The 12,408-nt window shown below is 61.7% G+C and carries 15 protein-coding genes; 7 read left to right on the top strand and 8 right to left on the bottom strand.

Annotated elements, in window-relative coordinates; genetic code table 11:
- Window positions 1–7: 7 nt before the first annotated feature.
- Entirely contained in the window at window positions 8–709 is a 702-nt protein-coding gene (locus HY067_01430) for an alpha/beta fold hydrolase (protein MBI3526611.1), read from the top strand.
- A gap of 8 nt (window positions 710–717) precedes the next feature.
- On the opposite strand, the gene HY067_01425 is transcribed toward HY067_01430, so the two are convergent.
- Entirely contained in the window at window positions 718–1,188 is a 471-nt protein-coding gene (locus HY067_01425) for a hypothetical protein (protein ID MBI3526610.1), read from the bottom strand.
- 266 nt (window positions 1,189–1,454) lie between these two features.
- Between HY067_01425 and HY067_01420 the strand changes: the two genes are divergently transcribed.
- Window positions 1,455–1,892: an acyl-CoA thioesterase gene (locus HY067_01420; GenBank protein ID MBI3526609.1), complete on the top strand. Its 438-nt coding sequence runs from the start codon at window positions 1,455–1,457 to the stop codon at window positions 1,890–1,892.
- Window positions 1,893–1,913: 21 nt separating this feature from the next.
- On the opposite strand, the gene HY067_01415 is transcribed toward HY067_01420, so the two are convergent.
- The 5 genes from HY067_01415 to HY067_01395 all read right to left on the bottom strand — a co-directional run bounded on the left by HY067_01415 (window position 1,914) and on the right by HY067_01395 (window position 5,635).
- Entirely contained in the window at window positions 1,914–3,764 is a 1,851-nt protein-coding gene (locus tag HY067_01415) for a feruloyl-CoA synthase (protein ID MBI3526608.1), read from the bottom strand.
- Between the two features lie 46 nt (window positions 3,765–3,810).
- Complete coding sequence (locus HY067_01410; protein MBI3526607.1) at window positions 3,811–4,314, bottom strand: GNAT family N-acetyltransferase; 504 nt, start codon at window positions 4,312–4,314, stop codon at window positions 3,811–3,813.
- Window positions 4,311–4,463: a hypothetical protein gene (locus HY067_01405; protein MBI3526606.1), complete on the bottom strand. Its 153-nt coding sequence runs from the start codon at window positions 4,461–4,463 to the stop codon at window positions 4,311–4,313. Before HY067_01405 ends, HY067_01410 begins: the two co-directional genes overlap by 4 nt.
- Before the next feature lie 99 nt (window positions 4,464–4,562).
- Window positions 4,563–5,021, bottom strand: a complete 459-nt coding sequence (locus tag HY067_01400) for a DUF2721 domain-containing protein (GenBank protein MBI3526605.1) — start codon at window positions 5,019–5,021, stop codon at window positions 4,563–4,565.
- A 35-nt stretch (window positions 5,022–5,056) separates the two neighbouring features.
- Entirely contained in the window at window positions 5,057–5,635 is a 579-nt protein-coding gene (locus HY067_01395) for a hypothetical protein (GenBank protein MBI3526604.1), read from the bottom strand.
- Between the two features lie 134 nt (window positions 5,636–5,769).
- Here HY067_01395 and HY067_01390 point away from each other — a divergent pair, with 134 nt between their 5' ends.
- From HY067_01390 to HY067_01370, 5 genes are all read left to right on the top strand, one after another.
- Window positions 5,770–6,429, top strand: coding sequence for an HDOD domain-containing protein (locus HY067_01390; protein ID MBI3526603.1), 660 nt, complete (start codon window positions 5,770–5,772; stop codon window positions 6,427–6,429).
- Between the two features lie 310 nt (window positions 6,430–6,739).
- Complete coding sequence (locus HY067_01385) at window positions 6,740–7,747, top strand: transporter substrate-binding domain-containing protein (GenBank protein MBI3526602.1); 1,008 nt, start codon at window positions 6,740–6,742, stop codon at window positions 7,745–7,747.
- A gap of 128 nt (window positions 7,748–7,875) precedes the next feature.
- Window positions 7,876–8,571 (top strand): MotA/TolQ/ExbB proton channel family protein, encoded by a 696-nt coding sequence (locus HY067_01380; GenBank protein ID MBI3526601.1) that lies wholly within the window; start codon window positions 7,876–7,878, stop codon window positions 8,569–8,571.
- The gene (locus HY067_01375; protein MBI3526600.1) at window positions 8,568–8,984 is read left to right on the top strand and encodes a biopolymer transporter ExbD; all 417 of its coding nucleotides are present in this window, start codon (window positions 8,568–8,570) and stop codon (window positions 8,982–8,984) included. Before HY067_01380 ends, HY067_01375 begins: the two co-directional genes overlap by 4 nt.
- A 22-nt stretch (window positions 8,985–9,006) precedes the next feature.
- The gene (locus tag HY067_01370) at window positions 9,007–9,708 is read left to right on the top strand and encodes a TonB family protein (protein ID MBI3526599.1); all 702 of its coding nucleotides are present in this window, start codon (window positions 9,007–9,009) and stop codon (window positions 9,706–9,708) included.
- Window positions 9,709–9,761: 53 nt separating this feature from the next.
- Here the strand turns inward: HY067_01370 and HY067_01365 are convergent, their stop codons facing one another.
- Both HY067_01365 and HY067_01360 read right to left on the bottom strand, forming a co-directional pair.
- The gene (locus HY067_01365; protein MBI3526598.1) at window positions 9,762–10,532 is read right to left on the bottom strand and encodes a class I SAM-dependent methyltransferase; all 771 of its coding nucleotides are present in this window, start codon (window positions 10,530–10,532) and stop codon (window positions 9,762–9,764) included.
- Between the two features lie 135 nt (window positions 10,533–10,667).
- The gene (locus tag HY067_01360; protein ID MBI3526597.1) at window positions 10,668–12,251 is read right to left on the bottom strand and encodes a regulator; all 1,584 of its coding nucleotides are present in this window, start codon (window positions 12,249–12,251) and stop codon (window positions 10,668–10,670) included.
- Window positions 12,252–12,408: the final 157 nt, after the last annotated feature.

Here is a 12,408-nt window from a genome sequence, read left to right as displayed (position 1 = left end):
AGAAACAATGAAGCAACCCCTCGTCCTTCTTCCTGGCCTGCTCTGCGACGCAGCACTATGGGAACCACAACTATCTGACCTCGCCGACATTGCCGATTTCTTTGTCGCCGACCTGACCGAGCACGAGACCATGAAGGACATGGCCGCGTCCGTGCTGCGCGATTCCCCGTGGAAGGAATTCGCGCTCGCCGGGCTGTCGATGGGCGGCTATGTCGCGCAGGAGATCGTGCGCCAAGCGCCGCAACGGGTAAAAAAGCTCGCCTTGCTCGACACACGCTCGCGTCCGGAGCAGCCCGAGGAAACCGAGCGCCGCCGTCAGTTCATGAAGCTGGCGCAGACCGAGCGCGGCTTCACGCCCGTAACCAATCGCATGCTGCCGCTGATGCTGCATCCGTCGCGGGTAAAAGACGCGCCTCTGGTAAGGGTGATCCGGGAAATGGCTGAGCGCACCGGCGTCGAGGGCTACATCCGCCAGCAGAAGGCCATCATTGCGCGGCCGGACTTCCGGCCCAACCTGCCGAAAATCCAGTGTCCCACGCTGGTGTTATGCGGCCGGCAGGACCAGCTGACTCCGCTGGAGAACAGCGAAGGAATGGCGACGGCCATTCCCGGGGCCGAATTGGTAATCGTGGAGGAGTGCGGCCACCTGTCCACCCTGGAACGCCCGCAGCGGGTCAACACGGCGCTGCGGGAGTGGCTGACTGGCTGAGCGTTCGACTACGTTTTCTTTGACTTGACCTTTTTCCTCTGCGGTGCCGGCTTGGCAGTCGTGGCTTTCCTGATCAGAGGCGTCGCCTTCTTCAGATCGTCCTCGGTGTCGAATCCGATCACCGCCGAATAGCGCTTGCCGATCACCTGTGCGACCAGGAATCCCAGGTTGATGCCGGCGTCCGCCAGCGACCCGGCTATTGCTCTTCCCAATCCCGCCCGGTTATCGCCTTCTACCACCAGGGTCGGGATGGCGGATGCGCTAAGTCCGGCGGTACCCGCAGCGGAGGTCAGTTTTCTGCCGGACACCGGGAAGATCTCGATCGCAGCGCGGCTTTCGTTGCCCGGAAACCGGTAGCCCATCACTATCTGCAGATTCGCCCCGGCCTCAGCCAGCGGTGCCAGCGTCCGGGCCAGGACTCCCGGCTGGTTGTCCACCTCTTTGCGCCAGAGAACCACTTTCTTCGTGCTGATTGCCATGTTCAATCCTCCTTCGATGCCTGTCCGAAGCCGATACCTGAATCTCGATTTATCCTTATTGTTAGATTTTTTATAGGACGACTGGGCGTCCGTTTCAAGGCGGTTCCAGGGTACTGCAATTTCCGGCTGCCGCGGCTTCGCCGAAGATCGGTGGATGAGGTCCAGTCGTTTGAGATGTTGCCGAGCCAGGGGAAGCCCCGTAGCCGCCGGACAGCGCTCGAGAGATCGACATGGTCGAGATTCAACCGCCGGTATGATGCGCGCTAATGAGCCTTCTCCGCAAAGAGGTAAAGCGCCACCGCGCGCAGGAGTACGTACGCTGGAGCGACGTGGACGCGAGCGGCAACATTCTTTGGAGCGCTTACACGCGGTTCGTCGAGTTGGCTGAAACCGAATTGTTTCGCGCGGCGGGATTCCCGTATGCAACGTTGTGGGACCGGCTGGACATCTGGCTGCCGCGCGTGCAATTCCATCTCGATTACCGGAGTCCGGCGCGACTGGACGATTTGCTCGATACGGAGATCTGGGTGGCCCGGATCGGGCGCAGTTCGATCCGGTTCGAGTTCGCCATGAGCAAGGCGGGCGCCGAAGTGGTCACGGAAGGTTACCTGGTCATCGTTGCGATCAGCCGTGCGGATGGCCGCTCCGTGGACGTGCCCAAGCTGCTGGCGGAAGCGCTGGTGTCTTACCGAACCGACCTGTGATGGCGTGCTAGGGGTTTTCTTTCAGATCGCGCAAAGCGTGCGTGGCGAAGGGGTTGGCGCATAAAGTTCTTCGACCAGTGTCGCGCGATGTTCCAGAACCGCTCTCTGGTTGATGGAACCTTTGTCGGTGACCTCGGAGGCGTCGATGGAAGGCGGAACGTCGAGCAGCAGCACACGCCGGATTCGCGTCGTGCCGCCAGTGGCTTCAATGGCAAGCTGATCGAGCAGCGCCTGGAAGCGCGTTCGCAGCAGATCGTGCACGACGATCTCGGACGCGCCGGCCTGTTTCTGCAGGCCGCACAGAGCACAGCATTCTTCCAGCCGCGGGAACACGAGCAGAGCGACGTAGTCGCGGTCGTGACCCGCGACGACGACGTCCTGTACGAACGGTGCCGCCGCAGCGAGAAACCGCGTGCGCAGCGGGCCGACACTCACCCAGCTTCCGCTGGACAGCTTGAAGTCTTCGGCCAGGCGGCCGTCGAACATCAGCCCCTTCTCCGGATGATCCGGATCGTCGAAACGCACGGCATCGCCCATCCGGTAGTAGCCTTCGTCGTCGAACGCCGCGCGTGTGAGTTCCGGTTGCTTCCAATAACCGGGCGTGATGTTCGGTCCGCGAAAACGGGCTTCGAACTTGTCGCCCGCAGGCGCGAGCTTCATCTCCTGGCCGGCGACAGGCAGGCCGATCATGCCGGCGCGCCCCGATTCCCAGTTTGCACAAGTTGCCAGTGGCGCGGTTTCGGTTGCGCCCAGCCCGGTGATCCAGAGAATGCGTTCACCGCAGGTCTGTACCGCGAGTTCTTCGAATGCATCCCACACCGGTTGTGGCAGTCCGGCCCCGGCATAAAACAGCATGCCGACGCGGCTGAAAAACTTCTCGCGCAACGCCGGTTCGCGCTTCAGATAGGTGGCCAGTTCCTCGAAACCGCGCGGCACGTTGAAATAGACGGTGGGTGCGATCTCGCGCAGGTTGCGCACGGTGTTTTCGAACAGACCGGGCACCGGCCGTCCGTCGTCGATATACAGCGTGCCGCCGTTGTAAAGCACCAGTCCGAAATTGTGATTGCTGCCGAAGGTGTGGTTCCACGGCAGCCAGTCGACCAGAACAGGGGGAACCTCGCGCAGGCACGGCAGGGTCGTCGCCAGCATTTCCTGGTTGCTGCATAGCATGCGCTGGGTGTTGATCACGCCCTTCGGCTGCCCGGTCGATCCGGAGGTGAACAGGATTTTGGCCACAGTGTCCGGATTTACCGTGGCATAGGCATCATCGACTCCGTTGCCGGCGGGTTGCTTGAGCAGTGCGTCGAACAACGTGACGTGGCGATTCGCGGGTGCCACCTCGGTTACAACCAGTTCGCAGCCTGGCGGCACGGCCGCGGCGATGGCCTTGGCGTAACGTTTGCCGTTTGCGGTGAATACCAGTCCCGGCTGGAGCAATTCAAGGATGTAACGCAGCTTGGCGTGGTCCGTCGAGACCAGCGAGTACGCGGGGGAGATCGGTGCATACGGCACGCCGACGTGCATTGCCGCGAGCGCGAGCAGCGCGTGCTCCAGGTCGTTCCCGGACAGGATCGCGAGCGGCCGTTGTGCGCACAGACCGCGATCGAGCAGCGCCTGGCCGAGGGTGCGCACCAGAGCGAGCGTCTGAGCGTAGGCGAGCGTACGCCATGTTCCGCCCGCATCGCGCTTGGCAAGGAATATTTTCCCGGGAGTTTCGCGTGCCCAGTGCACGAGGCGCTCGTTGAGCTTGGCCGGATGGGGGCCGAGCGCGTGCGGCGAACGGATCAGGATCGCGCCGTCGTTCCGGCGATCGAGGACCGTATCCGATGGACCCAGGGCGATCTTGCGGATCGGGAAGTGCTTCGCCGACATTGCCGGGCTGCCGCCGTCTCCGATCGCGTGTAGCGGAGTCATCTATTCAACGCGCGGCGTGCGGGCTGCCGGCGGTGGGCTCGCGCAGGCGCAACGCCATGCGCAGGGCGGTTTCGCGTCGGCGATAGTAGCCGACCGTCCAGCCGACTTCCTCGAAACCCAGGCAACGATAGAAATGCTGCGCTTCCACGTTGCTTGCACGCAACTCGAGTTTGACCACGGCAATACCCGCGGTCAGCGCGCTTTCCTTGAGCCAGTCGAACAGATGGCGGCCAATGCCGCGCCGGCGATGTGATGGATCGACAGCGAGCAGTGCCAGATGCGCGGCTTCCTCGCCAAAGTCCATGATCGCGAAGCCGATGATGCGCCTGCCTTCGCGCGCAACCAGTACCAGCGCCTCGGCATCGCGGATCGATCGCAGTACGCGTGTCGCTGTCCATGACCAGCCCAGCCCGGTTTCGATCAGGTCGCGCGACATCCGCGCGATTCCAAGCGCGTCCGTCTCCGCGGCGAGCTCGAATGTGACGCTGCCTGCGGTGGATCCGGTCACGTCAGGAATATCCAGTAGAACAGTCCGCCGAGTATCGCGTATTTGAGGGCGTAGTGAATGAAAGTCTCGTCTAACAGCACGTCTTCGCCGTCCTTCCAGAAGTAAGGCTCTCCGTCGATTTCCGGAGCGACCACGACGGCGGGCGGCACGCGAGGCGCCCGCTGTCTGGGGTCAGAAATTAACAATTCACAGTCTAGCGTGTCGGCGTGCCTCGATCCAAGCGTGATGGAAACCGCAGCGGCCTCGTGCTACCGGAGCAGATCCTTCACCAGGATATCGTGGCGGCCGACCTTCACCGCGAGGAAGACTTCCCTCAGCAACATCCACAACGACCCGATCAGCGCAAACATGGCCAGGATGAACAAGGTGCCAATCAACCTGGCGATATCGACTGTGACAAATACGCCAAGGAAGGCGCTGGCAACCAGCAGGCAAATGAACAAGGCGCAGACGATGGCCAGCACGATCGCGTGGTAGATCAGACTGATGCGGCGGGCCAGTAGTTCCAGCTCGTAGAGATCCTCCTTCCCGGGCTGTTCGCCTTCGGGAAGGCTTTTGCGCAGGCGTTCTTCGAGTACCCGCCGCCGGTCGACGATGCGGCCGAGCCGGTTGTTGAGCGCCGAGAGGATGGTGCCGATGGCGGTGAGAAGGAACACCGGCGCCACGGCTAGCTGAATGATGCGGGTGATGTCGGATACGTGTTCCATGTGGGTTTATCCATGACAGCTTCGGACGATGACGTTCACAGCGGTTCGAAGGCCAGGTTCTGCATCAGCATCGCGGCATCCTGCGAAAACTGGGGGTCGACGTCTTCGGGAAAATGCCGGTGCGAGTACGCCATGTTGATTCCACGCAACGAATCCTTCGGGTGCGGGCAGATGAGCGTCAGTGTTTCCAGCATCATGTTGACCGGCGAGCCGGTGCCGTCCGTCGTGGTTCGCTCGGCCGCTTCAACGCGCGAGAGCGCGCAAGCCTGGCCATGGATTTTCTGCTGGCCGACTTCGAGCTTGAACACCCTGTAGCGCTTCGGATCGAGTTCCTTGCGCTGTGTGGATTCCACATGCCGCACCAGTTCATCCGTAGATTCGGCCGGCGGCAGCTTGATGATCGTCGCCTGCATCGTGAACGTTTCCCCGGAGAAGCGGCCCGGCTTGCCAATGACCGTCACGTCCGGACTCTGTTTGGCGATAATCCATTCCTTTTCGTTGGGCGGGGCGATGGAAAAACCGTCCATCATGATTCGTGGCGGTTCTTTCGGTTGCGAAGCGCAGGCGCCGAGCAGCGCCAAGAGTATCCAGGCAATCCATCCGTGCAGTTTCATTTTCAGGGACATCTCCGGTTCCAGTGTGTCGCAATCGTTTTCAAACGATGGCGTGGCACGGCGCTCAAGGCGATGCCCGGCATGCCGTTATTCCGGTATTGAAAAGGCGGAATATTATGCAGCACCCCGAGCCCATGACCAGCACGACCCATCTTCCAGGCACGCAGTCCCCAGCCCGGCGCACGGTGCCATCCTACCCCCAGATCGTCAAGATCATGAATCTGGTCAGCAAGGAAGTGGAAATCGCCGAAATCGAGGACCAGTTCAAGGCCGATCCGGTGATTTCCTACCGGCTGATGACTTACATCAATTCCGCCGCCATGGGCTTCCCCCGCGAGATCAAGTCCTGCCGCCAGGTGATTACTATCCTCGGCTACCATCAGTTGTATCGCTGGCTGACCATGCTGCTGGTGACCGCCGACCAGCGCGCCGGACGCTCGGTCACCGGCATGAATGCCATCATCCGCGGTCGCTTCATGGAGCTGCTCGGCAAAGTTCATTTTGGCAAGCCGCAGGCCGATGACTTGTTCGTGGTCGGCGTATTTTCGCTGCTGGATGTCCTGTTCGATGAGCCCATGGAAAAGCTCCTGGAACCGCTGAACATCGCCGCCACAATGCGCGATGCCCTGGTCAAAAGGGACGGACCCTACATGCCGCTGCTGTTGCTCGCCGAAGCCATCGAGAAGGCCGACGAAGCGCGCATTGACACCATTCACCGGGGCCTTCGCATCAATATCGAGACCGTCCACGATACCTACACCGACGCCCTCGCCTGGGCGGAAAAATTCGTCTGAAGGTTAGCACGGATGAAACCGTGCGCGGTGGCCGCGGTTTTCCGACCAGAAGAGCAAGTTTGTACAAGCCCGCGCGCGTCAACTGCGGGCAACATCCGACCGATGCCGATAATCCGGGCCTGATTCCACCGATTTGCTATAGGATTACGCCCACACAAAACACAAGCATCCATTCCGCGGCGAGCGCCAGATCCCGTTCGATCTCGTCCTGTCGTCAGCATCGTGGTGCATTACGTAAAAACGAGAATGTGCTCTCCCGATGGCGATCGCATTGCCACGGGAGCCGGCAAGCCTTCCTGAGCAGATTTTTATGCGGATTCCCGTTCGCTGCACTGCCATGTTGCTGATGGCCGCCGCCATGACCACCGTTGCTGCGCGCGCGCTCGCCGAAGATGCCAAGGTGTTCGAACTCGAACCCGAGTACGTCTACGGCAGGGATCGCCGGCCGCAGATCGGCTACCGCAAGCCCGAGGTATTCGATCCTCTGTCCGACCGCCTCTATCAATCCGGCTATCGGAATTTCGCGCCGACCGCGATTCCGGACGAGCTGAAGACGGTGCCGGCGATGGAACGCGTCCAGAAAATGCGCCGCATCCTCGCCTGTGCCGATGCCTGGTTCTGGCCGTTTTCGCGAACCGCACACAATAATGAGCCGGCCGGCATCGAGATCGAAATCCTGCAGGCGATCGCCAAAAGGCATGGCTGGGACGTCAGCATCGCCTGGGTCAACACCGGCATGCGTTTCGGCGTCGGCGTTACCTTCGGTACCTCCGTCGACAAAGGCATCTGCGACATTTTTCTCGGACTCACGATCACCAACGACGACCATCACATGCCGAGGCACAAGATGGCGTTCACAAGGCCGTTCATGAGCACGGGCTACGTGCTGGTGACCCAGGGACCTGCGAGCGACGTGAAGACGCTCGACGATGCCAAGGCGCAGAACGTCAAAGTCGGCGTTCCGGCGTACTCGCCAATGAGCGAATACGCCGACGAGCACGACATCCCGCACGCAACCTTCTTCCAGAATTATCAGGTCATCGACGCGCTGATCAAGGGGCAGGTCAATGCCGCGATGATCTGGTCGGGCTCGATTTCGCAGGCGAAACTCGAACATCCGGAAGCGGAGTTCGAGATGGTGAAGGGCTACCGGCCTCCGGACGAGATGCGCTTCGACAACGCCTGGGGCATCAAGGAAAAGGAAGTCGAGCTGCTGAAGTTCATCGACGAGGAATTCGCGGCGATGTTGAAAAGCGGGGAAACCAGGCGTATTTCCGAGCGCTACGGCGTGCCGTTCTATCCGCCGATCGAACAGTGAACGGTGACCAGTGAACAGTGAACAGTGAATGGTGAATAGTGAAAGACAATGGCTCCACGAGTCGCGTTTTCTAAATCACTGAATCACCAAATCACAGTTCGCCCAGATCAAACAGGGAGAGAGCAACAATGATGGACAAACTGATTCAACTGAGCGTGATGTCCGGCGGCCTGCTGCCGCTGATGGGCGTGCTGCTGCTGATCACACTGGCGGTGATCGTCGAGCGCTCGTACTTCTTCTTCAAAGTGCTGAAGTCCGGCGAGGCCATGGAGCACGACCTGCAACTGGTCGAATACCAGAACTGGGAGAAGCTCGAACAGCTCGCCACGCACTACGACGGCTCGCTGCAACGATCGATCATCACATCGGCGCTGGCCTCGCGCGGCGAGGATGCCCTGACCATGGACCGGCATATCGACGAAGCGATCATGTGGCAACTGCCGAAAATCGATCGCCTGATCTGGGTGCTCGATACGTCCGTCACGCTGGCGCCGCTGATGGGCCTGCTCGGCACGATCATCGGCATGGTCCACGCCTTCGACATCCTCGGTACCGCAGGCTCGAGCGGCGCGGCGACGCAGATGGTGACGGGTGGCATCGCCGAGGCGCTGGTCGCCACCGGTGCCGGCCTGTTCATCGCCATCTTCGCGGTGCTGTTCCTGAATCACTTCAACAAGCGCGTGAGGCTGGCCGTGCACCAGATGGATCTGCTCAAGGTCATGGTGCTGAACCGTCTCTATGGCGGCGGATCGACGCACCAGGGCATGCCGGTGCGCGAGGCGCACAGCAGCGGGGTTGCGGCGATACGCGGGAGGGCGTCATGAGCGCACGCACCCGGTCCGCCTACTTCGAAGCGAACCGGCCGCGCGTGGAAGTGATTCCGATGATCGACATCATGATGTTCCTGCTGGTGTTCTTCGTCGTGATCTCTCTGCGCATGATCGCCGGCACCGGCGTGCCGATGGAAATACCGAGTTCCAAGACCACGCAGACGATCAAGTCCTCCACCGTTACCGTCGGCATCACCAAGACCGGCGAGGCCGTCATCGACGGCAAACCCGTCACCCAGGAAGAACTGAAAACGAAGCTCGTCGAGTTGAAAAAGCAGAAACCGGTCGACGTAGTGCTGGCCGGCGACAAGGACGTTCCGCTGCAGTCGCTGTTGCAGGTGATGGATGCGGTTCGCGGCGCCGGCATCTCGTCGGTCGGCATCGCCGCGAAGGCGGAAAAGAAGTGATTCCAGCAGGCGGTCGCGGCCGATGAGCGCCACAGTCGTAAGCCGGGGTCCGCTGTGGGCGCAACCCGGGGACGCCGAGCAGCAGACGCTGCCGCTGTGGCGCGCGCTGCTGATTGCGCTCGGCATGGAGATCATCCTGCCGTTCCTGCTGCTGGGCGTGAACTGGTCGGTGCTGCAATTCTGGCAGGAGCCGCCGCCGGAGCCGGTGATGTCGGTGCGCCTCGAGCAACCCCCGCTCGAGGAAATACCGCCGCCGGAGCCGCCGAAAAAGCAGAAGCCCAGGCCCGAGCGCGAGATCAAGCAGATACCGATCGTCGTGCCGAAGCCGCTGCCGAACGAGGTGCAGGCGAAGATCGTGCTGCCGAAGCTCGAGCCGAAACCGAAGCCCGAGCCTAGACCGAAGGAAGAAGAGAAACCGCCCGAGCCGGTGCCCGAACCGAAACCGGAGGCGCAGCCGCTGCCGTCCGTGTTCCGCGACGTCAAGCCGGTGAAGAAAATAAAGCCGAAGTATCCGCCCGACGCCGAGGCGAAGCACATCGAGGGCCGGGTGCGGGTGCGGCTGACCGTCGAAGTCAACGGCAGCGTGAGCGATGCCAAGATCCTGGCTGCGGACCCGCCAGGCGTGTTCGACGCGGCGGTCATGGAGGCGGTGGTTCAGTACATATTCAAGCGCGACGGCACCAGCTACCAGGCCGACCAGGAAATCATCTTCAAGCTCGATTGAAGCGGAGCAGTGCCGGGCAAGAATGTCCGGATGCACTTCAGGAGGGCTGCTGTTTAGTTGGCCGGCTTGTCTGAGCGGTACTCCGAGAATATGCCCAGTTCGACGTGGCGATCCACCTTGCCGAAACCGGCACCCTCGAGCGTGTGCATCACTTGCGACGGCGGTGCGCAAGCCGCGATGGTGTCCCAGTAATAATTCCACAGTACCGGTGTTTCCGAGTTGCGCGAGGTCAACCGGGCAAGCCAGGGCACAACGCCGCGCAGATAGCCTTTCAGCAGCGTCGCGTGAAATTTTTTATCGGGATGGGTGATCTCGAGGATGCAGTAGCGTCCGCCGGGCCGCAACACGCGGGCACATTCTACGAATGCGACCGACAGATCCGCAATATGCCGCAACGCATAGCCCATCGTTAAGAAATCGAAGCTGGCATCGGCGAACGGCAGGTGTTCGACGCCGCCTCGCACCAGCTTCACGCCGGCGGGTACCCGCGCATTCTGCAGCATGCCGGGGCTCGGATCGATGCCGGTGACCAGTTCGGGGGCGGCGACGATGCGCGCGACCTGGCGCGACACCAGCCCGGTGCCGACGCCGATGTCGAGCACTTTCATGCCGGGCTTCAGTCCCGCGCGCAACAGAGCGGCGCCGCGATACCACGATCCGGACCCCAACCCGACGAAACGCTCGATGCGATCATAGTCCGCAGCGGTGCCGTCGAACATGCGCCGCACCCAGTTGCGGCGTTGCGCTTCGTCCGGATAGTACTCGGTCAGCGGGGGGTGGGGTGCGTGCAGGACGTCGGCGGCAGAACCGCTTCGATCGACCATCGGAAAGCTCCGGTCCGCGTTTGGATGCCGGCAGCTTGCCTGACTATGCAGCGGCAGTCGACCCTTCTTTGCGGTGTCGCAAATGAACGGCGGCCCGCGAGGGCCGCCGGAGGGGCAGGGGAATCTGATGCCGGATCAGCCGGCCGGTTGGCCGATGGCGCCGTGGGGCGCGTGGGTTTCGATCGCCTTTGGTATGGCCGTCGCGTACTTTCCGCAGCCGAACAGCACGCCCGCCACGCCCAGATAAGCGAGCGCGACCACCGGCGATTGGGCCAAGCCGATTGCCTCGCCGTGCATGAAGCCGAAGAACGTGAATGCCGCACCGATCAGTGCGAACACCGCCGCTTTGGAGAATGCGCGGTCGATCACGAATACCGCGATCGAAGTCAGCACCAGGCCGCCAAGGATGGCGCCACCACCGATCACCTGAAGTCCGTGGTAGAGGACGCCGACCTGACCGAGTTTGTCGAGTCCGACGGCTGCGGCATTGGTGCCGGCCGCGCCCAGCGCGCCATCGATCTGCAGCTTGCCCCATGCCGCCACATGCGGTACCAGGCCGAGAATGATCGCCGGTGCATGGCTGCGCGGCGTTTCCTGGAAAGCTTGCGAGCCGATCAGCATGCCGATGTAGAGCAGGATCGGCGCGATCGCAACGACTGGAATCAGGGCCATCATGACCGAGATGATGCCGAACCAGGCCAGCAGGATCACCATGATGCCGGTCGCGGCGGAATAACCGATGCGGCCGCCAATGGACTTCCAGCCGGGATGGCCGATGTAGACGGCGAGGATGAAAGGGTTGCCCATCAGGCAGCCGATCAGGCTGATGATGCCGTCGGCGGTCAGTACGCGCGTGGTGGGAAAACTGTCGCCGGCCGCGGAGGCACTTTCGACGTTGTCGATGGCTTCCACCAGATCATAGATGCCGAACGGGATGGCGGTCACCAGTATGATGCCGAGAAATTCGAAACCGGCGAACACGTGACCGAATGCCGGCATGGGAATGGAGAAACCGAAATTCGAAACCGAGCCGGCGAGCTTGTCGAGGCTCATGCCGCCATAATTCAGGCCCAATGCGGTGGAACCCCAGGCGATCAGCGTGCCGACGGCGATGGCGACCAGGCCCGCCGGAATGCCCTTGAAGTAACGCACGCCGCCAAGCCAACTGACCATGATGATCGCGAAACAGACGATGCCGATCAGCGGTGTCATGAACATTTCCAGCGCCGGGCGCATCGAGATGAATGCGATGGATACGCCGGCCAGCGTGCCGAGCAGCGCGGCACGCGGCGTGACTTTGCGTATCCAGGGCGCGACGAAGCCGCCGATCATGAGCACGAAGCTCTGAATGAATACCCAGGTCAGTCCGGCTTCCCAGCCCTTGATCGGATCGCCGGTCTTCAGTGCGATCGGCAACATGATGACGAATACCACGACGAACATGTGCGGCACGCTGGTGCCCGACGGCAGCGCGGTGACATCGTTTCGGCCGGTCTTCTTCGCCAGTTGATAGGCGAGCCAGGCGTAGTACATGGTGCTCATGAACAGCATCAGGCCGCAAGCCGGAAGGATGCGACCGAAGACGATGTCGTCGGGCATCTTCAGCACGAATCGCAACAGTCCGGTGAGAACGAGCAGGTTGAGCAAAATATTGGTGCCGAAACCGAAGAAGGCGTTCCAGTCCCCGGGCACCCAGATGGCAGGCTTGCTTGCGTTCATGATCGGCTCCCTATGGTTGCGCAGCGCGCGTTGAGGCATGACAGCGCAATAAGCGGACCAACGATCGGCGGACATCGGGATTTCCGCCGGAACGCTTTTAATTCAGGACATTGACGGCGATACATGATCCGGGGGCCGGACCATTCCGGCACCGGAA

Source organism: Betaproteobacteria bacterium (genome assembly GCA_016194905.1).
In the GTDB taxonomy this organism is placed as follows: domain Bacteria; phylum Pseudomonadota; class Gammaproteobacteria; order Burkholderiales; family JACQAP01; genus JACQAP01.
The sequence above is the reverse complement of the archived record's forward strand: the minus strand, read 5'-3'. Positions and strand labels throughout refer to the sequence as shown.

What these genes read in the sequence shown, in the direction of transcription:
- HY067_01430 (MBI3526611.1), top strand. Translation starts at nt 8, where the DNA reads ATGAAGCAACCCCTCGTCCTTCTTCCTGGCCTGCTCTGCGACGCAGCA.
- HY067_01425 (MBI3526610.1), bottom strand. Translation starts at nt 1,188, where the DNA reads ATGGCAATCAGCACGAAGAAAGTGGTTCTCTGGCGCAAAGAGGTGGAC.
- HY067_01420 (MBI3526609.1), top strand. Translation starts at nt 1,455, where the DNA reads ATGAGCCTTCTCCGCAAAGAGGTAAAGCGCCACCGCGCGCAGGAGTAC.
- HY067_01415 (MBI3526608.1), bottom strand. Translation starts at nt 3,764, where the DNA reads ATGTCGGCGAAGCACTTCCCGATCCGCAAGATCGCCCTGGGTCCATCG.
- HY067_01400 (MBI3526605.1), bottom strand. Translation starts at nt 5,021, where the DNA reads ATGGAACACGTATCCGACATCACCCGCATCATTCAGCTAGCCGTGGCG.
- HY067_01395 (MBI3526604.1), bottom strand. Translation starts at nt 5,635, where the DNA reads ATGAAACTGCACGGATGGATTGCCTGGATACTCTTGGCGCTGCTCGGC.
- HY067_01390 (MBI3526603.1), top strand. Translation starts at nt 5,770, where the DNA reads ATGACCAGCACGACCCATCTTCCAGGCACGCAGTCCCCAGCCCGGCGC.
- HY067_01385 (MBI3526602.1), top strand. Translation starts at nt 6,740, where the DNA reads ATGCGGATTCCCGTTCGCTGCACTGCCATGTTGCTGATGGCCGCCGCC.
- HY067_01380 (MBI3526601.1), top strand. Translation starts at nt 7,876, where the DNA reads ATGATGGACAAACTGATTCAACTGAGCGTGATGTCCGGCGGCCTGCTG.
- HY067_01375 (MBI3526600.1), top strand. Translation starts at nt 8,568, where the DNA reads ATGAGCGCACGCACCCGGTCCGCCTACTTCGAAGCGAACCGGCCGCGC.
- HY067_01370 (MBI3526599.1), top strand. Translation starts at nt 9,007, where the DNA reads ATGAGCGCCACAGTCGTAAGCCGGGGTCCGCTGTGGGCGCAACCCGGG.
- HY067_01365 (MBI3526598.1), bottom strand. Translation starts at nt 10,532, where the DNA reads ATGGTCGATCGAAGCGGTTCTGCCGCCGACGTCCTGCACGCACCCCAC.
- HY067_01360 (MBI3526597.1), bottom strand. Translation starts at nt 12,251, where the DNA reads ATGAACGCAAGCAAGCCTGCCATCTGGGTGCCCGGGGACTGGAACGCC.